General features: G+C 71.1%; 18 protein-coding genes and 1 tRNA gene. 15 read left to right on the top strand and 4 right to left on the bottom strand.

Translation table 11 applies throughout. The features are described from left to right. Positions 1-91 precede the first annotated feature (91 nt). From phoU to ispF, 3 genes are all read left to right on the top strand, one after another. Positions 92-754, top strand: coding sequence for a phosphate signaling complex protein PhoU (phoU, locus tag D452_RS0110760; protein ID WP_026129183.1), 663 nt, complete (start codon positions 92-94; stop codon positions 752-754). A 354-nt stretch (positions 755-1,108) separates the two neighbouring features. After that, a complete protein-coding gene (locus D452_RS0110755; RefSeq protein WP_026129182.1) occupies positions 1,109-1,591 on the top strand; it encodes a CarD family transcriptional regulator in 483 nt (160 codons plus the stop codon). Positions 1,592-1,622: 31 nt separating this feature from the next. Continuing rightward, positions 1,623-2,093 (top strand): 2-C-methyl-D-erythritol 2,4-cyclodiphosphate synthase, encoded by a 471-nt coding sequence (ispF, locus tag D452_RS0110750; RefSeq protein ID WP_193374227.1) that lies wholly within the window; start codon positions 1,623-1,625, stop codon positions 2,091-2,093. Between the two features lie 648 nt (positions 2,094-2,741). Here the strand turns inward: ispF and D452_RS0110745 are convergent. Next, a complete protein-coding gene (locus D452_RS0110745) occupies positions 2,742-4,625 on the bottom strand; it encodes a hypothetical protein (RefSeq protein ID WP_020379984.1) in 1,884 nt (627 codons plus the stop codon). Between the two features lie 414 nt (positions 4,626-5,039). Here D452_RS0110745 and cysS point away from each other — a divergent pair, with 414 nt between their 5' ends. The 6 genes from cysS (at position 5,040) to D452_RS0110715 (ending at position 10,492) form a co-directional block, all read left to right on the top strand. Next, positions 5,040-6,443, top strand: coding sequence for a cysteine--tRNA ligase (gene cysS, locus D452_RS0110740; RefSeq protein WP_017544153.1), 1,404 nt, complete (start codon positions 5,040-5,042; stop codon positions 6,441-6,443). A 130-nt stretch (positions 6,444-6,573) separates the two neighbouring features. Further along, entirely contained in the window at positions 6,574-7,548 is a 975-nt protein-coding gene (rlmB, locus tag D452_RS0110735; RefSeq protein WP_017544152.1) for a 23S rRNA (guanosine(2251)-2'-O)-methyltransferase RlmB, read from the top strand. A gap of 83 nt (positions 7,549-7,631) precedes the next feature. Further along, positions 7,632-7,704, top strand: a tRNA-Thr gene (locus tag D452_RS0110730). A gap of 100 nt (positions 7,705-7,804) precedes the next feature. Next, a complete protein-coding gene (locus D452_RS0110725; RefSeq protein WP_017544151.1) occupies positions 7,805-8,092 on the top strand; it encodes a hypothetical protein in 288 nt (95 codons plus the stop codon). Positions 8,093-8,181: 89 nt separating this feature from the next. Continuing rightward, positions 8,182-9,738: an alpha/beta hydrolase gene (locus D452_RS0110720; RefSeq protein ID WP_017544150.1), complete on the top strand. Its 1,557-nt coding sequence runs from the start codon at positions 8,182-8,184 to the stop codon at positions 9,736-9,738. 31 nt (positions 9,739-9,769) lie between these two features. Further along, positions 9,770-10,492: a MerR family transcriptional regulator gene (locus D452_RS0110715; protein WP_017544149.1), complete on the top strand. Its 723-nt coding sequence runs from the start codon at positions 9,770-9,772 to the stop codon at positions 10,490-10,492. A gap of 31 nt (positions 10,493-10,523) precedes the next feature. On the opposite strand, the gene D452_RS0110710 is transcribed toward D452_RS0110715, so the two are convergent. After that, on the bottom strand, positions 10,524-13,514 hold the full coding sequence (locus D452_RS0110710; protein WP_017544148.1) for a family 16 glycoside hydrolase: 2,991 nt from the start codon (positions 13,512-13,514) through the stop codon (positions 10,524-10,526). A 248-nt stretch (positions 13,515-13,762) separates the two neighbouring features. Beyond that, positions 13,763-14,530, bottom strand: coding sequence for a cupin domain-containing protein (locus D452_RS0110705; RefSeq protein ID WP_017544147.1), 768 nt, complete (start codon positions 14,528-14,530; stop codon positions 13,763-13,765). Positions 14,531-14,746: 216 nt separating this feature from the next. Here D452_RS0110705 and D452_RS0110700 point away from each other — a divergent pair, with 216 nt between their 5' ends. Beyond that, a complete protein-coding gene (locus D452_RS0110700) occupies positions 14,747-15,793 on the top strand; it encodes a LacI family DNA-binding transcriptional regulator (protein ID WP_017544146.1) in 1,047 nt (348 codons plus the stop codon). A 347-nt stretch (positions 15,794-16,140) separates the two neighbouring features. Here the strand turns inward: D452_RS0110700 and D452_RS0110695 are convergent, their stop codons facing one another. Further along, positions 16,141-17,190, bottom strand: coding sequence for a LacI family DNA-binding transcriptional regulator (locus D452_RS0110695; RefSeq protein WP_152498566.1), 1,050 nt, complete (start codon positions 17,188-17,190; stop codon positions 16,141-16,143). A 162-nt stretch (positions 17,191-17,352) separates the two neighbouring features. On the opposite strand from D452_RS0110695, the gene D452_RS0110690 reads away from it, so the two are divergent. The 5 genes from D452_RS0110690 to D452_RS28080 form a co-directional block, all read left to right on the top strand. After that, positions 17,353-18,198, top strand: a complete 846-nt coding sequence (locus D452_RS0110690) for an ABC transporter permease (protein WP_017544144.1) — start codon at positions 17,353-17,355, stop codon at positions 18,196-18,198. Between the two features lie 164 nt (positions 18,199-18,362). Continuing rightward, on the top strand, positions 18,363-19,418 hold the full coding sequence (locus D452_RS0110685) for an ABC transporter substrate-binding protein (protein WP_017544143.1): 1,056 nt from the start codon (positions 18,363-18,365) through the stop codon (positions 19,416-19,418). 2 nt (positions 19,419-19,420) lie between these two features. Next, positions 19,421-20,254 carry an ABC transporter ATP-binding protein gene (locus D452_RS0110680; RefSeq protein ID WP_040693524.1) on the top strand — a complete coding sequence of 278 codons (834 nt, stop codon included), beginning with the start codon at positions 19,421-19,423 and terminating at the stop codon, positions 20,252-20,254. 47 nt (positions 20,255-20,301) lie between these two features. Continuing rightward, a complete protein-coding gene (locus D452_RS0110675; protein ID WP_017544141.1) occupies positions 20,302-21,462 on the top strand; it encodes a Gfo/Idh/MocA family protein in 1,161 nt (386 codons plus the stop codon). Further along, a partial coding sequence (locus D452_RS28080; protein WP_040693521.1) for a DUF993 family protein occupies positions 21,459-21,817 on the top strand: 359 nt, incomplete at its 3' end. The genes D452_RS0110675 and D452_RS28080, both read left to right, overlap by 4 nt.

Below are 21,817 nucleotides of genomic sequence, written 5' to 3'. Positions count from 1 at the left end.
CCCGGTCAGGACATGTGACACAACCGAGGTTCTTCCATCGTTCACCAACTCTTGGCCGATTCTTCAAACACAGACTGGGAGCATTGACGACATGCGCGATACCTACCATGAGGACCTAGACAGCCTGAGTGAACGCCTTGTCGAGATGACCAGGCTCGCCAGGCACGCCGTCGCGCGGGCCACCACGGCCTTGCTGGACAGTGACCTGAACGCGGCGCAGGAAGTGATCTCCGGTGACGAGGAACTCAACCGCCTCGACCAGGAGATCGAGGACACCGCCTTCAGCCTGATGGCCCGGCAGCAGCCGGTCGCCTCGGACCTGCGGACCATCATCACCGCCCTCGCGATGCGCGGTGACCTCGAACGGATGGGCGACCACGCCGTCCACCTCGCGAAGATCGCCCGCCGCCGCCACCCTGACTCGGCGATCCCCAAGCCGGTGCGCTCCATCGTCCTGGAGATGGGGCACCAGGCGGAGCTCCTGGTGACCAAGGCCGGCGAGGTGATCACGGAGCGGGACCCCGACACCGCTCTGGAGCTGGACAAGGACGACGACAAGATGGACCGGCTGCGCCGCAAGCTGTTGCAGCGCATCCTCGCTCCGGGCTGGGAGTACGGGGTGGAGGCCACCATGGACGTCACCCTGGTCGGCCGGTTCTACGAACGCTTCGGTGACCACGCGGTGCACGTGGCGGACAACCTGGTCTACATGGTGACGGGCGAGAAGCGTGAGGACTACGAGCCCGAGGCCTGATGACGGGGTTATGACGTGTGGTGCGGTCGGGTCGGCCGGGCCCGGAGATCCGGACGGGTCACGGGTGGGCCGACCCGATCCGAAATCGTGACCTATCTCGCTCCGAGTGCTCGCGGAGGGTGGTCGGGCGGGGGCGAACCCTATCCCGTTCCGGGCCCTCGTCAAGTCGCGCTTCGGCTGGCCAGTGGGGGTAGAGGGCTCTCGGGAGCGCTCCGACCGGGCCGCCGAGACTCCTCGGGTACACTTTGTCAAGGCCTAAAATGTGTGGCCTGACCTGCGTGTTCGCAAACCTAATAGGTACGTTAAGTCACAGATTCGTGGTATCCTTGTGGTAGCGGAAGGGGTACCTGTCACATGGCTTTCAAGGTCGGCGACACTGTTGTCTACCCCCATCATGGGGCTGCTCGTATTGAAGCGATCGAGACTCGCACCATTAAGGGCGAGGACAGAACCTACCTCGTCCTGAGGGTTGACAAAGGCGATCTGACGGTGCGTGTGCCGGCCGCGAACGCCGAGGATGTCGGCGTTCGTGACGTGGTGGGGCAGGAAGGCCTGGACAAGGTCTTCGAGGTGCTGCGCGCACCTCACACCGAAGAGCCCACCAACTGGTCCAGGCGCTACAAGGCGAACCTGGAGAAGTTGGCGTCCGGCGACGTCAACAAGGTCGCCGAGGTCGTTCGGGACCTGTGGCGCCGGGACAAGGAGCGCGGGCTGTCCGCGGGCGAGAAGAGGATGCTGGCCAAGGCCCGGCAGATTCTCGTGAGCGAACTCGCACTCGCGGAAAAGACCAACGAGGACAAGGCGGAAGCCCTCCTCGACGAGGTTCTGACGAACTGATACTCGCGGAATCACGTAATTCATGACGAAAATGCCTCGGGTGGGCGTCGGTACCGACGTCCACCCGTTTTCTCCTGGACGGACACTTTTTCTCGCCGGTTTGGAATGGCCGGGTGAAGATGGTGTCAGCGGCCATTCCGACGGTGATGTCGCCGCCCACGCGGCGTGCGACGCGCTGTTGTCCGCCTGCGGGCTCGGCGACCTCGGATCGAACTACGGCACCTCCGATCCCCGGTGGAAGGGCGCCTCGGGTGCGGCGCTGCTCACCGAGACCGTCGCACGCGTGCACGCGGCCGGATTCGAGATCGGCAACGTGGCCGTCCAGATCATCAGCAACCGACCCAAGTTCGCTCCCCGGCGCGACGAGGCGGAGAAGACCCTCTCCGAGGTCGTGGGTGCGCCGGTGAGCCTGTCGGCCACCACCACCGACGGCCTGGGCCTCACCGGCCGGGGCGAGGGCATCGCCGCCGTCGCCACGGCCGTCTGCGCCCCCAGGGACTGACGCACACGTAAACGAGGGCGGCCCCGCCAGGAGCGGGGCCGCCCTCGTCGTGTTCAGGAGGCTCGGGTGAGTCCGGAGGTCCACCCCCGGGCGCGCGACGACGTCACCGCCTCTTCGGGGCGGGGCGGTGGCCAGGCGGCAGGGGGCTTCTGTCGAGGGGCACCCCGGCGGGCGCCCTCCGGCCTTGCTGCGGAGCGGCCCCGGCCGGTGCGGACGAGCACTGGTGAAGCCCTCCCGGGGCGGCCGGGGGCGGCCCTCCGGGGGTGGAGCGGGCATCGGGCGTCAGGGGCGTGACCTTCGGCCGATGGGTTCCCCAAAAGGTCCTTTCCCGTTGCTGTGGGGGCGGTATCCGGACTGTGACGCAGTGCCTGGTCAGGGGGCCGAAATCCGTCGTTCACAGGCGGACGGGAATCGGAGCTGGGAGGTTGTCCACAGGTGAGGTGGACCGCCCCTGGCGCACCCCGCCCGGCACGCGTAGCGTCGATAGTCGGGGGATCCTCGTCTCTCGCCCGCCTTGTGCCGCCCTCACACGCGTGGGCCCGGCCGGTCCGCCTCCCCGGAGCCGGACGGACGTCGGCCCCGGAACCGGGGGCTCCGGGGCCGACGGCCCTTGTCCATGTCCTCAGCGGGGTCAGTGCCCCCGTCGGCTCAGTGGTCCTCCGGCGGCAGTGGCTCGCTGCGGACGCGGCGGGAGGGCGGTCCGGAGGCGAAGTCCGGCATGGGCGGGCGCTTCGGCTTGAGGACCATCGGCCGCTTCTCCACCGGCCTCCGAGAGCGGGGGCCGGAGCGGGGCGCGCGCTCCGTCGCCGGTTCGGGCTCGGACTGCCGCCGCACCTCCGGTTCGGGCTCCGGCTCTTCGTCGGGCAGAGGCTCGGGCTCAGGAAGCGGCTCGGGCTCCGGCTCCGGTCGGGCCGCGCCGGGCGGTACCGAACCCATCCGGAAGGCGGCGCGCACCGACGGGCCGGTGTCGTGGTCCAGGGCCGGGGTCGAACCCTCCTCGGCGCCGGTCGCGTGTCCGACCAGGGGAGCGGGTTCGGCGGGGCTGTCGTCCTCGGGCGGGGTCCACACCGGAGGCACGTAGTCGGCCAGGTGCGAGGCGGGCGTGTCCTCGGTCGGCGGCTCCCACAGGGGGGAACCGGTGTGGTCGTCCCGGGGATCCGCCTCCGGGTCCTCCGCCGTCACGCCGGGCAGGTCCTCGACCTCCGGCAGGGGACCCGACCCGGTCTCACCCTCGGGCCACAGCTCCACGGTGCTCTGGACCCGGGAAACCTCCGGGGAGCCATCGCTCTCGGAGCCCGTTCCCGGGGCCGGTGCCGTCTCGGCGACCGGCTCCGGTTCGGGGATGGCCGGTTCGGGGATGGCCGGGGCGGGGATCGGAGCCTCCGCCTCGTCCGTGCTGGGGTCGGCCACCGGGGAGTCGTGCTCGAAACCCTCGTCGAAGTGCTCGGAAGGCTCGGCCACGACGTGGTCTGAGCCCACGGCGGGGCCCTCGGGGGCCCGGTGGGCGAAGCCCGTGGTGGGGGCCTCGGTGCCTTCGGACTCGGCCTCGGGGGAGGAGGCCTGCGAGGGGACCACCGGCGCATCCGTGGCCGCACGCTTGATCGGGTTGTCGCCGTCGCGGGCCCGGCGCGGAAGCGGCAGCGTGGGCACGGAGGCCTCAGCCGGGTCCTGGGGCTCCTCCACGGCGGCGATCGGTTCGGTCGGGGCGTCCGCGTCGGAGTGCTTGTCGGCGTCGCGATCGTGGCCCACGGAACCGGCCCCGATGACCACCACGTTCGAGCTCTCGCGTTCGGCGCGCTCTTGTTCCTCCCGCTCCGCGCGCTGTTCCTCCTGCTCGCGTTCCTCGCGCTCGGCGCGCTCCTTCGCCTCCTGCTCGCGTTCCTCGCGCTCGGCGCGCTCTTTCGCCTCCTGCTCCGCGCGATCACGGCGCAGAGTGGAGGTGCGGGCGGGCAGCGAGACCGTCTCGGACGCCTCCTCGCCGGACTCCTTCTCGTCCGCGTCGTCGGCGCCCAACCGCAGCAGTCGGGTCTTGAGCGCCTCCGTCCCGTGGTCGTCCCGGACCGGGGCCTCGCCCGGCCTGGGACGCCCGCGCAGCACGGTCGTGCGGTCGTCGGAGGGGTTGGCTCGCGGGCGTCCGTTGGCGTTGCGTCTGCGGACGTGCGCCCGCACGGTGATCCACAGCAGGAACGCCACCAGCAGGGCGGCCAGCGGGGCGACCGCCACCACCACTTGGACGATCCCCTCGTGGTTCGCCGCGATGCGGTCCACCATGTTGACGCTGTGCAGCACCATGGGCACGGCCGCGGCGAGGATCAGCAGCGGGATGAGGACGACGTCCACCCAGAGGCGCTCGCTCGGCGGCGCCGCGCGCAGGACGTAGCTCACCCAGAAGGCCATGAGGACCAGCAGGGTGAAGGTCAGCGGGAAGACGTGCGCGAGGAAGCCGCCCTCGTCGTGCACGATCAGGGCGAACCGGTAGATGCCGTTGTAGGCGATGACTAGGGCGCACAGGGCGATGACACTGACGAACACGGCGCCACCGACGAGAGCACCGGCTCCCGCGCCGCGACCCGCGGTCCGACCGTTCCGTGTCCCTGTCTCGGGGGCGTTGTTGAAAGGGGCCATCGTCACCGAAGCGTAGTCGAGACGGTGCCGCGAACACGAGATTCCGGCCGATTCCGGCTGCTTCCCGACGCCGGTGCCGAAGGGTGCGGTGTGGCGCAGCGTCGCGGTTGACGGAGCGTGCCGGGCGATCCCCCTCCGGAACGGGGTCGGAACGCCGGGTCGTCCCACATGTGAGCGGGCCCGATACGGCTCGCCCCATATGAGTTCTCCGGGCTGTCCGGAGTGGACCGGACCCCGTCTCGTTCAGGACCCCGTACCGAACCGGTGGTGCTTATTGGTTTGTGATGCCCAGGCCAGGGGAGAACGGATAGTCTTGACAACGTGAGTCTGCGCTTCTATGACACCAGTGCCCGACAGGTCCGAGACTTCACCCCGATCCGCGAGGGGTGTGCCTCCCTGTACCTGTGTGGTGCCACCGTGCAGGCACCCCCCCACATCGGCCACATCCGCTCCGGGGTCAACTTCGACATCCTGCGCCGCTGGCTGATCCACCTCGGCTACCAGGTCACGTTCTGCCGCAACGTCACCGACATCGACGACAAGATCATCCGTGTCGCCGCCGAGGAGGGCGTCCCGTGGTGGCAGGTGAGCGAGCGCAACCAGCGCGCCTTCACCTGGGCCTACGACACCCTGGGCTGCCTGCCGCCCACCGTGGAGCCGCGCGCCACCGGCCACGTGCCGGAGATGATCGAGCTCATGCGCCGCCTCATCGACGCCGGGCACGCCTACGCCGCCGACGACGGATCGGGCGACGTCTACTTCGACGTGCGCTCGCACCCCGCGTACGGGGAGCTGTCCAACCAGCGGCTGGACCAGGTCGTGGAGTCCGCCGACTCCGACCCGGACCGCGACAAACGGGACCCGCGCGACTTCGCCCTGTGGAAGGGCGCCAAGCCGGGCGAGCCCAGCTGGGACACCCCCTGGGGACGCGGCCGCCCCGGCTGGCACCTGGAGTGCTCCGCCATGGCCACCAAGTACATGGGCCCCAGCTTCGACATCCACGGCGGCGGGATCGACCTGATCTTCCCGCACCACGAGAACGAGCAGGCGCAGTCGCGCGCCGCCGGTGACGGCTTCGCCCAGTACTGGCTGCACAACGGCATGCTCGCCATCGGCGGCGAGAAGATGGCCAAGTCCCTGGGCAACTCCATGAGGGTCCCGGACATGGTCCAAAAGGTCCGCCCGGTGGAGCTGCGCTACTACCTCGGCCAGGCTCACTACCGGTCCACCATCGACTACTCCGACACCGCGCTCCAGGAGGCCGCCGCCGCCTACCAGCGGATCGAGGGTTTCCTCACCCGCGCCGTGGAGGTGCTGGGCACGGTCGCCCCGGCGGCCGACGTCCCGTCCGAGTTCACCGAGGCGCTCAACGACGACCTGGGTGTGTCCCAGGGGTTGGCGATCGTGCACGGCCATGTGCGCGAGGGCAACACGGCGCTCGCCTCCGGTGACAAGGAGCGGGCGCAGGGGCTCGCCGCCGAGCTGCGCACCATGCTCTCGGTGCTCGGCCTGGACCCGCTGAGCGAGCAGTGGTCCGGCGGCGGCGACCAGGGGCTGACTGAGGTCGTGGACGCCCTCGTGGCCGTCGCACTCGAACAGCGCCAGGCCGCGCGCGGACGCAAGGACTTCGCGGCCGCCGACGCCATCCGCGATCAGTTGGCGGAGGCCGGTGTGGTGGTGGAGGACACCCCGCAGGGTCCCCGTTGGGACCTGCGCAGGGGCTGACCGCCGACGCGTGTGGTACCGGGACGGCACTAGGCTGGGAGTTTGCCGCCGCCCCTCGGCGCCGCGGCTACCCCATCGGCCGGAAGAGTTCTTCCGGCATGCCCGCGACACGTAACTGGAGGCGGCGACCATGCCGGCGAAGAAGAGCAAGAAGGGCCCCACGAAGGGCAGCGGCGGCAAGGGTCGGCGTTCCCTGGAGGCCAAGAGCGGCACCCTGCCCGCGGAGCAGCGGCACTGGTATGACGGCAAGCAGCGGAACAAGGCCAACAAGCGCGCCGCGCAGACCGGCGGCCCGGCGGGCTCGGACAGCCCCCGCAAGGAGCGCTCGCCCAACCGGCCGGACAACTCCGACCTGCTGATCGGCCGTAACCCGGTGGTCGAGGCGCTGCGTGCGGGCATGCCCGCCACGCGCCTGTTCCTGGCCAACAGCCTGGACCCCGACGACCGCGTCAACGAGGCCGCCAAGCTCGCGGGCGCCCAGGGCGTCGACGTGGTGGAGGTCAACCGCACCGACCTGGACCGCCGCTGTGAGAGCAACGGCCTGCCCGGTGCCACCCACCAGGGCATCGTCCTCCAGGTCCGTCCGTACCAGTACTGGGCGGCCGAGGGGCTGCTGGACAGGGCGCTGGCCTCGGACACCCCGCCGCTGATCGTCGCCCTGGACGGGGTCACCGACCCGCACAACCTGGGCGCCATCGCGCGTTCGGCCGCGGCCTTCGGCGCGCACGGCCTGCTCATCCCGGAGCGGCGCACGGCCAGCGTGACCATGTCCGCGTGGAAGACCTCCGCGGGAACCCTGGCGAAGCTGCCGGTGGCCCAGGCCACCAACCTGACCCGGGCCCTGGAGACCTACAAGAAGGCGGGGCTGTTCGTCGCCGGTCTGGACGCCGGTGGCGACACCCAGCTGCCCGACCTGGAACTGGCCAACGGCCCGCTGGTGATCGTCGTGGGCTCCGAGGGCAAGGGCCTGTCCCGCCTGGTCCGCGAGGTCTGCGACGTGGTCGCGAGCATCCCGATCAGCGGCGCCGAGTCCCTGAACGCCTCCGTGGCCGCCGGGGTCTCCCTCTACGAGGTCGCCCGCCGTCGCGGAGCCGAGGCCAGCTAGCCCCCGGTGCCGAGTAGGCCACTCGGCGCCGGACCCGGTACCATACAGCTTGGACGTACCGGGGCCAGGCGCCCCGGCGGTCGGCCGACGTAGCTCAATTGGCAGAGCAATCGCCTTGTAAGCGATAGGTTAGGGGTTCAAGTCCCCTCGTCGGCTCTCATGCTTCCTCAAGGCCCGGTCACCCGACCGGGCCTGAGTCGTTTCCGGGTGGCTCCGGGCTGGAGACGGGCCGTGTCGGCCGAGGAGAATGGCCGCTATGGCCACTTTGCGCATCCGCCTCCGCGACGTCACCCCCGACCAGCACTCCGCGTTGATCCAGCTCCTGCGCGACTCCCTGATCCGGCAGGACCAGATCACCGTCGAGAGCACCGGAAACCCCTCGGGCCCCATGCTCTGGACCACCCTCGTCCTGCTCGCGGGCACCATCGCGATGCTCCTGGCGTGGATCTGGGGCGGCGAGTGGAGATGGGGTGTCACCGCGATCATCCCCGCCCTCATCAGCGTGGTCACCTTCGGCATGTCCGTCTCCAGGGACGGCTCGTGACGGGCCCGGTCGGTTCCCGGGCTTGACCCTGTTCCAGGAACACAGTGTCTGCTTGGCCCCGACGTGCTGGTCGAACCGAAGGGGTGGAAGTGGAACATCGTCGACGAGGCGGAAGGCTGGTCCGGGCCGGAGCCGGACTGCTGGCGCTGACGGGGGTCCTGGCGGGCTGTTCGTCGGAGGAGGCGGAGGGCGGCTTCGGGGCCCTGGGCGCCTTCCACGAGCAGGAACTCAGCTGGGAGGGGTGTGCCGACTACCCGGACACGGCCGGGGAGGCGGCCCTCCTGGAGCTGGCACCGGGCTCCGAGTGCGCCCGCATGGACGTGCCGCTCGACTACGAGGACCCCGAGGGAGAGCTGGCATCGGTGGCGGTGCTGCGGGTGCCCGCCCGGGGGGAGTCCATGGGTTCGCTGGTCTACAACCCCGGCGGACCCGGTGGTTCCGGTGTCGTGGGCGCGGCCCTGGCCTTCGCGGGGCTGGCGGAGAGCGAGATCACCGAGCGGTTCGACCTCGTCGGGTTCGACCCGCGCGGTGTCGGCGCCACCAGCCCCGCGGTGGACTGTTACACCGACGAGGAGGCCGACACCGGGGTCGTGCCGATGGGGTCGCAGGGCACCACGGTGCGCCTCACCGAGGACGACACCCGGGAGATCATGGAGCGGTGCGCCGAGGGGAGCGGTGGGGTCGAGGTCCTGGAACACCTGGGAACCCGGGACACCGCACGCGACATGGACGTGCTCCGGGCCGTCCTGGGCGAGGAGGAACTGACCTACTTCGGGCAGAGCTACGGCACCAGGCTGGGGGCCGTCTACGCCGAGCAGTTCCCCGACCGGGTGCGCGCGATGGTGCTCGACGGGGCGATGAGCCCGCTGGAGGGCAGCTTCGACCGGCGGGTCAACGCCTACGCCGGGTTCCAGGGAGCGTTCGACGAGATGGCCGCGACGTGCGCGGCTGAGACGGACTGTCCGCTGGGCACCGATCCCGAGCGGGCGACCGAGCGGTTCCAGGAGATCGTGCGGCCGCTGCGAGAGGAGCCCGTGCCCGCGCTGGACGCCGAGCTGGACTTCGACGGGGCGGTCGGTGGCGTGATCTCCGGACTGTACTCCCCGCAGAGCTGGCCCCGGATCATCGACGGGATCGCCGAGGTCGAGGAGGGGCGGGGTGACACCCTGATGCAGCTCATCTACGACTTCGGCCTGCGCGGGCCCGACGGGCGGTGGCCGAACTCGTTGGAGGCCAACCACGCGATCAACTGCATGGACGAGGAGCGCCTGACCCCCGAGCAGGGCGGTGAGCTGCGGGAGGCGACCTATGCCCAGGCCCCGTTCATGGACCCCGGTGTGGACGTGACGGACGGCGCCCGTGACGGGTGCGAGGCCTGGCCCGTCGAGCCGGAACTCGGGTTCCCCTACGCGGAGGACATCGAGGGGCTGCCCGACACGCTGGTGGTGTCGATCACCGGCGACCCGAGCACCCCGCACGCGGGCGGGATCGAGCTCGCGGACACCCTCGGGAGCGCGCTGCTCACCGTCGAGGGCGAGGGGCACGGGATCGTCTCCCTCGGGTCCAACGAGTGCGTGGACGAGGCCGCCGCCAGGTACCTGATCGACCTGGAGGTGCCCGAGAAGGGGGCGACCTGCACGCTCTGATGCGGTACACCGGAGTGTGAGAGGGGGGTCCATGGGGTGGAGTACGAGTGAGCTGGCCGAGATGGCGGGCACGACGGTGAACACCATCCGCCACTACCACCGGGTCGGCCTGCTCGACCAGCCCGAACGACGCGGCAACGGATACAAGCAGTACCAGGCACGGCACCTGGCACGGGTCCTCCAGATCCGCCGGTTGCGCGAGATGGGCGTTCCGTTGGCGCGGGTGGACCGGATGGGGGACAGCCCGGCCGACTCCAAGGCCGCCCTCCGCGCGCTCGACGCCGAACTCGCCGCCGGGATCGAGCGTCTGCGACGCGCGAGGCAGGAGGTGGCGGCGCTGCTGCGAGAGGGCACGCCCACCGACGTCCCGGCCGGGTTCGAGGGCGTCGCCGAGCGGCTGAGCGACGCCGACCGGGCGGCCATCGCGATCTCCAGCCGCTTCTACGACGAGCGTGCGGTGGAGGACCTCCGGACCATGATCGACGCGGAGCCGACCGACCTCGACCACGAGATGAACACCCTGCCGCCGGACGCCAGCGCGGACACGCGCCAGCGTCTGGCGGAGCGGGTGGCGGTGGTCCTGGAGGAGCACCGGAGGAACCACCCCTGGTTGAGCGACCCGGGTTCGCGGCTGACGATGCCCCGGGCCGTGGTCGAGAAGGCCGCGATGATGTCCGTGACCGACCTCTACAACGAGGCGCAGCAGGACGTCATGCGCCGGGCCCTGCTGATCCTGGAGGGGGAACCCGAGTAGGGGCGGGACGCGTGCGCCCCGCCCCCGTCGGTCAGCCGAGTTCCTTGATCTGCACGTCGCGGAACCACACGTCGGAACCGGTGTGGTGGTTCTGGAGGCCGATCCGGCCGGTCAGGTCGCGGTCGGGGTCCGCTCCCTCACTGTCGAAGTCGTTGATCAGCGTCCCGTTGAGGTACACCCGCACCCGGTCGCCCTCGACGACGATCTCGTAGGTGTTCCACTCCCCGGGCGGGTTGAGGGCCTCGTCCCGGGCCTCGATGTCGGCGCCCTGGAAGTTGTAGATGGCGCCGGTGGTGAGGTGGGGCTCGTCGGTGGCGTCGATCTGCACCTCGAAGCCCCGGTTGCGGGCGGCGGGGTCGCCCTGCGGGTCGTTGACACCGAGGTGGACGCCCGAGTTGTCGTCCCCGCCCATCTTCCAGTCCAGGGTCAGGCTGTAGTCGGTGAACTCCTCCGGATAGCTGGTGAAGCCCAGACCGCCGATGGAGCGCATCGTGCAGTCGCCCTGGGAGACGAAGTCGCCGGGGCCGGCTATCTCCCAGTCGGCCAGGCTCTCGGGGGTGCCGTCGAACAGCATCCGGTAGCCCTCGTCGGGTTCGGCCGGGGTGCAGGGCTCGTGCTGGACGCGCAGGTGGTCCCAGTTCACGTGCCGGTCGTCGTCCTCACCGGCGGTGACCGTGACGGTGTTGTTGCCCTCTTGGAGGTCGAGCTGCTCGACGTGGTCGGCCCAGACCTGCCAGACCTCGGTGGTCTCGACGGTGATCTGTCCCAGGTCCTCGCCGTTGACGTCCAGTGAGATGGTCTTGGGCCCGACGAACGGGTTGGGGCCGCTGGAGTAGCGGAAGGTCACCGGGTACGTTCCGGCCTCGTCGACGTCGACGTCCCAGGTCAGGGAGGCGCCGATGTTACTGAACCCGTCCACGAACCCCTCACCGGTGTGGTGCGGGTGCTCGTTGGCGATGCCCGCGCCGCCGCGCAGCGTGCCGTCCTCGGCCTCGTACATGCCGATCTCGTTGGACGGAGCCTCGTAGCCGGGGATGTTGTGGACGGTGTACCAGGCCTCGGTGCTCCACAGTTCGGTGCCGTCGGCGGACTCGAAGGGGCGGGGCGAGCGGACGTGTACCACGCGGTCCTCGCGCAGGCCGCCGATGTCCAGGCTGACCGTGTGCCCGTCGTCGGAGACCGAGGCGCCGGTGACGGGCAGGGTCTCCTGGTTGCGCTTGGGGCCGCCGTACTGCGAGGTCGGGTTGTACGACCACTGGGCCACGTCGTAGCGCTCCGCGGCGTTGGCGGCCACGTCGTCGGAGACCGGCTTGGTGTAGGTGATGTCGAACCCGGTCCCGGTGACCTCCATGGACAGGATGTCCATGGCGTCCTCGGAGGTGGGGGTCAGCTTCTGGAGACCGTAGGGGAGCTTGCCGGGCTGCTCCCAGTTGCCGCCGCCACCGATGCCGCCGACGTAGAAGTCGCCGTCCGGGCCGAGCGCCAGGCGGCTGACCCCGGACTCCAGTCCCTGGGTCATCCGGAACACCGCGCCCTGCTTCCGACCGTCGACCTCCTCCAGGAAGGCCCGCTGGATTCCGCCGTAGGTGACGTCGCCGAACACCATCTGCCCCTCGAACACCCCGGACTCCACCAGGACCGGGTTGGTGGGCGAGTTGGAGATCTCGTTGTGCGGGAGCCACAGGACGGGCTGCGTGACCGGCTGGTCGTCGAAGGGCCCGGCCGGGGTCGTGTAGTGGTTGTAGAACGCGCCCTCCTCGATCTCGACGATCTTGGAGGCGGGCAGCCAGTCGCCCTGGTTGTCGGAGACGAGGATCTCCCCTTCGGCGCCCCACCCGATGCCGTTGGGGGTGCGCAGGCCACCGGCGACGTACTCGACCTCGCCGGTCTCCTTGTCCACCCTGATCGAGGTGCCCCGGTTCTCCACGTGCTGGGGGATCGTGGTCTTGCCGCCGGGGGTGATGGCCACCGACAGGTTCAGGTAGTAGTTCTCGTCGTCGGCCAGGAGCCCGAAGCCGAACTCGTGGTACGTGCCGCCGCTCGGCCAGGTGGCGATCTGCTCGGTGTCCTCGTAGACGCCGTCGCCGTCGGCGTCGACCAACCGGCTGAGCTGATGCTTCTCCGCGACGATGACCTCGCCGTCCTCCACCAGCACGCCCTGGGGTTCGTTCATGTCGGTCGCGACGACCCGCGTGGTGATGTCCTCGGGGTCGGCGTCCTCACCGACGGTCCCCTCGACGATCTCCACGGCGCCGTCGAAGCTCTCCCGGCCGGCCCAGGTGGTGATGACCATCCGGCCGTCCTCGAACCAGTCCATGCCGGTGACGGTGGGTTCGAAGCCCTCCGGCCGCAGGTCGGTCACTGTGTAGTTCGGGTGCACTCCGGCGAGCGGGGCGCCGTCGCCGGGGCTCATGTCGGCGTCCGAACACACCTTCACTCCGGGCGAGGTCACCCGGGTCACGTCGGAGTCGGTGGTGAGCACGTCCTCGGGGACGAGCGCGAAGCCGTCCTGACCGGGCGGGCTCCACTCCAGCCGCAGCGCCTTGTCGAAGGCCCCTTGGAAGTAGTCGATGCGCAGGGCGTGCGCGCCCTCGGTGAGTTCGGCCGTTCCGTCGACGGCGGTCGGCGGCTGGCGCTGGTCGTTCTCGATGATCTCCTCGCCGTCGAGGTACAGACGCGAACCGTCGTCGCTGATCAGGCGGAAGTCGTAGGTCCCGTCCTCGGGGACGTGCAGGTACCCGATCACGTGCGCCATGAAGTTGTTGGCGATGCCGCCGAACTCCTCCGTGGTCTCGTAGTCGACGGTCTCGCGCAGGACGTCGACGTTGGGGGTCTGCCCCTCGACCAGGGTGCAGATCTGTTCGGGCTCGAAGCCGACGTCGAAGACCCGGAGGGTGACCCCGGGCTCCTGCGGAGGTAGGTCGGAGGGGAAGGCCAGCGCCGGGGCGGCTGGGAGGAAGGCCCCGGCGACCAGGGCGAACCCCAGGGTCGTCGCCAGGGAGCGGCGTGGTCTCAGGAACATGAACAGACTCCCTCGTGCGGGTCGGGTGAGTGCTGAACTCGGTGTGGCCGCGGGCGGAGGAGGGGCCCTCGGGCACGGCGGGGCAGGGCGAAGTGCGCGGGCAAGGGCGCGCCTGCCGGACGGTCGGGGGATGACGGGAGGGGGTGCCCGGGGCTGGGGGCGGAGGCGGCTGCTGGGGGGTGAGTGCCGGTGCTCGGGCGGGCTGGAACAAGGGCGGGGGATGACCGGCGTCCCGGTCATCCCCCGCCTCACTCGGCCCTTTCGGTTCTCTCGTACTTGTCGAGCCGTCCGCACATGCCCCAGGCCGGGGAGGCTCCGCCCCGGTGGACCGACGCGGACGCCAGGTGGGAGGTGTCTCCCTCGGCCAGGGCGTCGAGGTGGGCGGCGGTGCGGGCCACCTCGGCGGCCGGTCCGAACTCGAACCTGGCCCGCCAGGCGGGCAGGTGGCCGGAGACCAGGCGCAGGGCGGCGGCGTGCAGTTCGGTCAGCGCGGAGGTGTCGCCCGACTCCAGGCGGTTCCGCAGCTCGGTGAAGCCGGAGACGGCGAGTTCGCGCCTCTCACGGGCCGAGCCCTCGGGGTCGGCGGGGTCGAGGGCGGCCGCCCTCGCGTAGGCGGCCGGGTCGGCCAGGACGTCGGAGGGGAAGGTGAGGACGGCGTCGCCCGCCTCGGGCAGGCCCGCGTTCTGCATGAGGACGATCATGCGCAGGCCGTCGTGGTTGACGAGGCGGTGCACGGTTCCGGGGGTGAACCAGAGGAGGTCGCCCTCGGTGAGCGGGGTGGAGGAGAAGCCCTCCGGGGTGAGGGTCTGCACGGCGCCCGAACCGCCGGTCACCGCGTACGCCTCGGTGCAGGCCAGGTGGAGGTGCGGGGTGCCGCCGCAGAGGCCGTCGGACTCCGGGGCGGCGGGCCAGTCGTAGACGCGCAGCCGGGACAGCCCGATCCCTCCGGGCAGCGCGGGCGGCCCCTGGGTCGGTGTCGGGGCGTCAGGGCTGGTCGGCTGGGGGTGCTGGCTCAACGCGGCTCCCTGATCGCGTGGGGGAAAGCGCTTTCTATTCGGAGAAAGTACGTTCGGTCCCCGGCCGCTGTCAAGGAGTCCTGAGGCGGTCGTTCGCGCCGGATCCCCGCCTGCGCCGGGCTTGGAAGTTCGCCATACTGCTGGGAGGGCCTCCCCGTACGCCGCTGGCGGCAGCGGCGGGGACGGGAGGCGCCGGAACGGGGGACCAGGGCGGAGATGGCGACCACACTCGCCGACGTGGCGCGGCGGGCCGGGGTGTCACCGGCGACGGTGTCCAGGGTCCTCAACGGCAACTACCCCGTGGCGCGGGCCACCGCGGAACGGGTCCACCGGGCCGTCGCGGAGCTGGACTACGTGGTCAACGGCCACGCCCGCGCCCTGGCGGCGTCCAGCTCCGACCTCATCGGCGTGCTGGTACACGACGTCGCCGACCCGTTCTTCGGGGTCATCGCCAGCGGAATCCAGGACGCCATGGCCGAGGACGACGTCCTGGCGGTCGTGTGCAACACGGGCAGCTCCGCCGAACGCGAGCTGCGCTACCTCAGGCTCCTGCGCAGGCAGCGGGCCCGGTCCGTGGTGCTCACCGGCGGATCGGTGAGCGGCCCCGGCCACCGCGACGCCCTCGTCGACCAGATCGCCGAGTTCACGTCCACCGGATCGCGCGTCGTCCTGTGCGGCCGCCCGCCCCTGACCGGCCACGACGGTGGACCGCTGCCGGGGGTGGTCGCGGTGGACTTCGACAACCGGGAGGGCGCCCGAGGGCTCACCGCGCACCTGGTCTCGCTGGGGCACCGGAGCATCGGCTACCTCACCGGACCGGAGCACCGCACGACCTCGCGGCTGAGGCTGGACGGGCACCTCCGGGCCCTGGCGGACGCCGGCCTGCCGGCGGGGGACTGCCCGGTGGCGTCCAGCGACTTCGACCGCGAGTCCGGTCGGGCCGGGGTGGCGGAACTCCTGCGCCGGGCCCCCGGGCTCACAGCGGTGGTCGCGGGCAACGACAACGCCGCGCTGGGCGCCCTCGCCGAACTCCGCTCACGCGGACTGGACGTGCCAGGGGACGTTTCGGTGGCCGGGTTCGACGACCTTCCGTTCAGCCTGGACGCCGTCCCGGCGCTCACCACCGTGCGCATCCCGCTGGCGGACGCGGGCCGCACCAGCGGGATGCTCGCGGTCGGCGCCCGGGAGGACCCGCCCGGCGGGGTCCTGACCGTGCGCACCGAGCTGGTCGTCCGCGACTCGACCGGCCCGGTCCCCGGATGACACTCCCCTGAGGGGGTCTGCGCGCGGAACCCGGGCGAGGCCCCCGATGACCGGGGGAGTGACCTCGTTCGCGAACGCTCGCACGCCCCCGGTCAGGGTCACTGGACCGGGGAGGGTTCCTGGTCGCGCGTCGTGGGGCCCCGCGGGACACCCTGGGCTCCCGGACCCCTGTGCTCCCCGGCTTCACTTCGCGAGTGGGAGCGAGGGCCGCGCATGATCACCTCACCGGGGGCATGGGCGTCCTCGGTGGGCGGGGAGTCGGGCCCAGGCGGTCGGTGGCCTGGTGTGGTGGGTCCGCAGGACGCCCGGAGACCCCGGGTCTCCCCGACGCCCTGGACACCTCGGGCTCACCTCGCGACCGGCGGGCAGGAGTCGCGCATGATCACCTCACCGGGCACGCAGACGTCCTCGGTGAGCGGGGCGGTCGGGTCCAGGGCGAGGTCGGCGGCCTGGCGTCCTATGGCGGCGAGCGGGAACCGCACCGTCGTGAGCTGGGGGGTGACGTCCGCGGCGGTCTCGATGTCGTTGAACCCGGTGACGGCGACGTCGCGGCCGGGCTGGATCCCGTTGTCGCGCAGGGCGGTCATCGCGCCTACCGCCATGAAGTCGTTGCCCGCGCACAACACGTCGACGTCCCTGATCCCGCCGGAACGGATGAGCCGGAGGGTGGCCCGGTAGCCGCCGGAACGGTCGAAGGAGTCGCTCTCGACCACGGAGATCCCGCCGCCACGGGTCGCGAGACCCTGGCGCAAACCTTCCGTCCGCTCCGCCACGGTCACCAGCGACCCCGAGCCCGTCACCATTGCGGCGCGGCGGTACCCGATCCGGGCGATCTCCGTGCCGAGCTCCCTGGCCCCGGAGGTGTTGGCCGGGTGCACGGCGCCGAGGCCGCCCACCGACTGACTCAGGAAGAGGGTCCGGCCGCCGCTGTCCGCGAACCCCCGCAGCTCGGCGAGGAGCGCGTCGGTGTGGGGGTTGTCCGAGATGCGGCTGCCGCCCACGAGGATCGCGCGCGGGCGCTGCCCCCGGAGCGTGCGCACCGAGGTGAGCTCCCGCTCGCTGTCGCGCGCGGTGATCGCGATGGTCACGATCACGCCGTGGGAGTGGGCGGAGTCGGCGACCCCGGCGGCCAGGGCGGAGAAGTAGGGGTCGTCGATGCTGCTGACGAGCAGCGCCAGGACCGGGGAGCTGCCCCGGGCCATGGCCTGCGCGGACAGGTCCGTCCGGTAGTCGAGTTCGCTCGCGGCGCGCAGGACCCGCTCGCGGTGTTCGCGGCCGACCTTGCGGTCGCTGTCGTTGAGTACCCGGGAGGCCGTCGCCAGGGACACCCCGGCCCGTGCGGCCACGTCCGTGAGGGTCGGGTTTCCGCTGGATGCCCTGGTCCTCGTCTTGCGCATTTTCCGTCCCGTCCCTCGTGGGGGCATTGACACCCCACCTACGCGAACTTAATATTCCGGAAACGGGAAAGCGCTATCCCGCTCCCGGAACGTCTGGGTAAGCGCTTTCCAGCATAGCCGAGGCTTCTTCCGCCATCCCCCGAAGTGCGACACGAGGTCCGTATGACTCCACAGACTCAGTCCGCCCCAGCTCCTCCATCCGCCCGGGTCCCCGACGGGACCCGGGGGCGCGGACGTCGTCCCTCGCGCCGGGTCGCGGCGGCGGCCTACCCCGCCACCTTCCTCGCGCTCGTCGTGGTGGTGTGGTTCGCCGTCACGTCCACGGGGCTGGTCCAGCCCTACATCATCCCCTCGCCGGTCGACACTTGGAAAGCGTTTACCGACAACCCCGACTACCTGTGGGGCCACACGCTGGTCACCACGGGGGAGACCGTCGCCGGGTTCGTGATCGCGGCGGTGGTCGGCGTGCTCGTCGCGGTGCTGATGGTCTACTCGCCCACACTGGAGAAGACCTTCTACCCGCTGATCCTCTTCGCGCAGGTCATCCCGAAGATCGCGATCGCGCCGCTGTTCGTGGTGTGGCTGGGCTTCGGCGCCAGCCCGAAGATCCTCGTGGCCGTGCTCATGGCCTTCTTCCCGGTGGTGATCTCCGGGATCAGCGGCCTGCGCTCCGTCGACCCCGAACTCCTCGAACTCACCTCCACCATGGGGGCCTCGCGGCTCAAGACCTTCTGGAAGGTCCGCTTCCCGGCCGCCCTGCCCGAGCTGCTGTCCGGTCTCAAGATCGCCGCCACCCTGGCCGTCACCGGCGCCGTCGTCGGTGAGTTCGTGGGGGCCAACTCCGGCCTGGGCTTCGTGATCCTCCAGGCCAACGGCAACATCGACACCGCCATGCTCTTCGCCGCGCTGATCATCATGTCCGCGCTGGGCGTCCTGCTCTTCGCGATCATCCAGGTCGCCGAGACCCTCCTCATCCCCTGGCACGCCACGCGCCGCAACCGGGGCTGAACCGCCCCGGGCGGCGCACCCGCACCCGCACCCTGCTCCCCGCGCCCCATCTGGCACACCAGGGCCCAGTGCCCTCCCCACGCACCCGAGCGCCCGGACCGCCCGGGTCACCCGGGCCCTCCCCAGCCTCCCCAGCCGTTCCCGGAACACCCGAAGGAACCCTCATGGCCACCCGAGAATCCCGCACCACGCAGTACCGCACCGCCTCCCGCTCAGCCCTGACCGCCCTCGCGGCCGGGGTGAGCGCCCTGGCCCTCGTCGCCTGCGGCGGCGGGGACGGCGAGACGGCCGCCAGCGGCGACACCGACGCGGTGACGTTGCAGCTCAACTGGTACCCCTACGGCGAACACGCCCCCTTCTACTACGGCGTCGAGGAGGGGATCTTCGAGGAGCACGGGATCGACCTCACCATCGAGGCGGGGCAGGGCTCCGCCCGGACCGTGCAGGCCATCGGCCAGCAGAGCTTCGACTTCGGCTGGGCCGACACCCCCGCCCTGCTCGCCAACGTGGACGAGGGCGTGGACGTGCGCTCCGTGGGCGTCTACCTCCAGTCCACCCCCGCCGCCGTCCAGTACTTCGCGGAGACCGACATCTCCGGACCGGACGACCTCAAGGGCCGAACCATCGCGGTCTCCGCCGGAGACGCGGTCACCCTCACCTTCCCCATGTACCTGGAGGCGGTCGGGCTCACCGAGGACGACGTCGAGCAGCAGAACCTCGACTCGGCGGGCAAGAACGCGGCGCTGATCTCCGGCCAGGTGGACGCGCTCATCGGCTTCGGCCACGACCAGGGACCCAAGATCTCCGCCGAGAGCGGCAAGGAGGTCAACTACCTGCGCTACTCCGACGCCGGGCTGAGCTTCTTCAGTAACGGTCTGCTCGCCCACTCCTCGACCATCGCGGACGACCCCGACCTGGTCCAGCGCATGGTCACGGCCACCTCCGCGGCCTTCACCGCCGCGCAGGAGGCACCGGAGGACGCGGTCGCCTCCATGGAGGGCCAGAACCCGCAGATGCCCAGCGGTGAGGTGCTCCTGGAGCAGTGGCAGGGGACCATCGAGCTCCTTCACACCGAGAACAGTGAGGGCCTGGAGCCCGGCCACACCTCGGAGGAGGACTGGCGGCAGACCATCGAGGTCCTTGCCGAGGCCGGGCTGATCAACGAGGCCAAGGAGACCGGCACGTACTTCGACGCCTCCTTCACCACGGAAGGGCAGTGAGCATGTTCGCCAGGACAGCGGACCGCGCCCGGGACGGCGCGGGTGGCGGTCCCCCGCAGGGCCCGGGGCCGATGGTCGACATCCACGGGGTCGACGTCACCTTCCAGACCAAGGACCGCACGGTGCACGCGCTCAGCGGCATCGACCTCACCATCCAGCACGGCGAGTTCCTCAGCATCGCGGGCCCCTCCGGCTGCGGCAAGTCCACCCTGCTGCGGGTGATCGCCGGGCTGACCGGGACCAGCGCCGGCGGAGTGACGCTGCGCGGGACACCCGTGACGGGGCCCCGCCGCGACGTCGGGTTCGTCTTCCAGAGGGCGGCGCTCCTGGACTGGCGCAACGCCCGCGACAACATCCTCTTCCAGGCCGAGATGCGCGGGCTCCCCAAGGCGTGGGCACGCAAGCGCACCGACGAGCTGATGGAGATGACCGGACTGACCGGTTTCGAGAAGGCCATGCCCTTCGAGCTCTCCGGCGGCATGCAGCAGCGCGTCTCCCTCTGCCGGGCCCTCCTGCACGAACCCGACGTGCTGCTCATGGACGAACCCTTCGGCGCCCTCGACGCGCTGACCAGGGAGAACATGAACGTCGAGCTGCGTCGCATCTGGGAGGCCACCGGCATGACGGTGGTGCTGGTGACGCACTCGGTGGCCGAGGCCGTGTACCTGGCCTCCCGCTCAGTGGTGATGGGGCCGCGCCCCGGCCGCGTGATCGAGGAGTTCGACATCGCCATCCCCGGCCACCGCGAGTACGAACCCACCCTGGAGAACCCCGAGTTCCAGCGCGTGACCGCACGGATCCGCGAACTCCTGGGCTCCACCGCCACCGCCGACTGACCCCGAGCCACGGTCGACCGACCGCAACTGGACAGGACCTGCACGACATGACGACACAGACGATCGGGATCATCCTCAACGGTGTCACCGGCCGCATGGGCTACCGCCAGCACCTGGTGCGGTCCATCCTCGCCATCCGGGACGAGGGCGGGCTCGCCCTGCCCGACGGCTCCCGGGTGCCGATCCGCCCCGTCCTCGTGGGGCGCGACAAGGAGAAGCTCGACCGCATCGCCCTGCGGCACGACGTCGACGAGTACACCACCGACCTGGACTCGGCGCTCACCGACGACGGGCTGGGCGTCTACGCGGACTTCCTGCTCACCAGCGCCCGCGTGCCCGCCCTGCGCAGGGCCATCGCGGCGGGCAAGGCGATCTACAGCGAGAAGCCGACCGCCGAGACCCACGCGGAGGCCGAGGAGCTGGCCCGCGAGGTCGAGCGCGCCGGCCTGCACAACGGCGTGGTGCACGACAAGCTGTACCTGCCGGGGCTGCTCAAGCTGAAGCGGCTGGTCGACTCCGGCTTCTTCGGCCGGGTCCTCTCGGTCCGCGGCGAGTTCGGCTACTGGGTGTTCGAGGGCGGGTGGCAGCCCGCCCAGCGGCCCAGCTGGAACTACCGCAAGGAGGACGGCGGCGGGATCGTGGTGGACATGTTCCCGCACTGGAACTACGTCTTCGAGCACCTCTTCGGCCCGGTGCGCTCGGTGTACGCGCACACCGCCACGCACATCCCCGAGCGGGTCGACGAACGCGGTGCCACCTACGCCGCGACCGCCGACGACGCCGCCTACGCGATCTTCGAGGTGGGCGAGGGCACCGTGGTCCAGATGAACTCCAGCTGGTGCGTGCGCGTGGACCGCGACGAACTGGTGGAGTTCCAGGTGGACGGCACCCACGGTTCGGCCGTGGTGGGGCTGTTCAACGGGCGGGTGCAGACTCGCGAGACGACGCCCCGGCCGGTGTGGAACCCCGACCTCGCCGACACCCACGACTACCGTTCTGACTGGAGCCGCGTGCCCGACAACGCGGAGTTCGGCAACGGTTTCCGGGCGCAGTGGGAGGAGTACCTGCGCGACTACGTGGCGGGCCGCCCGCACCGGTTCGACTTCGCCTCGGCCGCGCGCGGCGTGCTGCTCGCGGAGCGGGGCCTCGAATCCGCCGCCGAGGGCCGTCGGATCGCGCTCGGTGACGACGCGGAGGCGGGGCGATGACCGCGGGCCGCCCCGACCCCTCCGGGCCTCCTGAGGAGGCGCCCGACCCGGGCTCCGCTCCGCAGGTGCTCCTGCCGCGCTCCTCGGGCCGCGTCGACCGGCTCACCCTCGCGGCCGCGCCGGAGGCGGTCCGGCCGCGCGGACACCACCGGGTGCGGTCGGTCTACGCCGCCGCCCACGTGGTGCCGTTGCCCTGGGGGAACAACGTGCCCGGTGCCCCCACCGAGGTGGACTGGGACTCCACGCTGGGGTTCCGCCGACGGGTGTGGGACCTGGGCCTCGGTGTCGCCGAGGCGATGGACACCGCCCAGCGCAACATGGGGCTCGACTACGCCGCCACCCGCGAACTGGTGGA

The organism is Nocardiopsis prasina DSM 43845, from assembly GCF_000341265.1.
In the GTDB taxonomy this organism is placed as follows: domain Bacteria; phylum Actinomycetota; class Actinomycetes; order Streptosporangiales; family Streptosporangiaceae; genus Nocardiopsis; species Nocardiopsis prasina.
The sequence above is the reverse complement of the archived record's forward strand: the minus strand, read 5'-3'. Positions and strand labels throughout refer to the sequence as shown.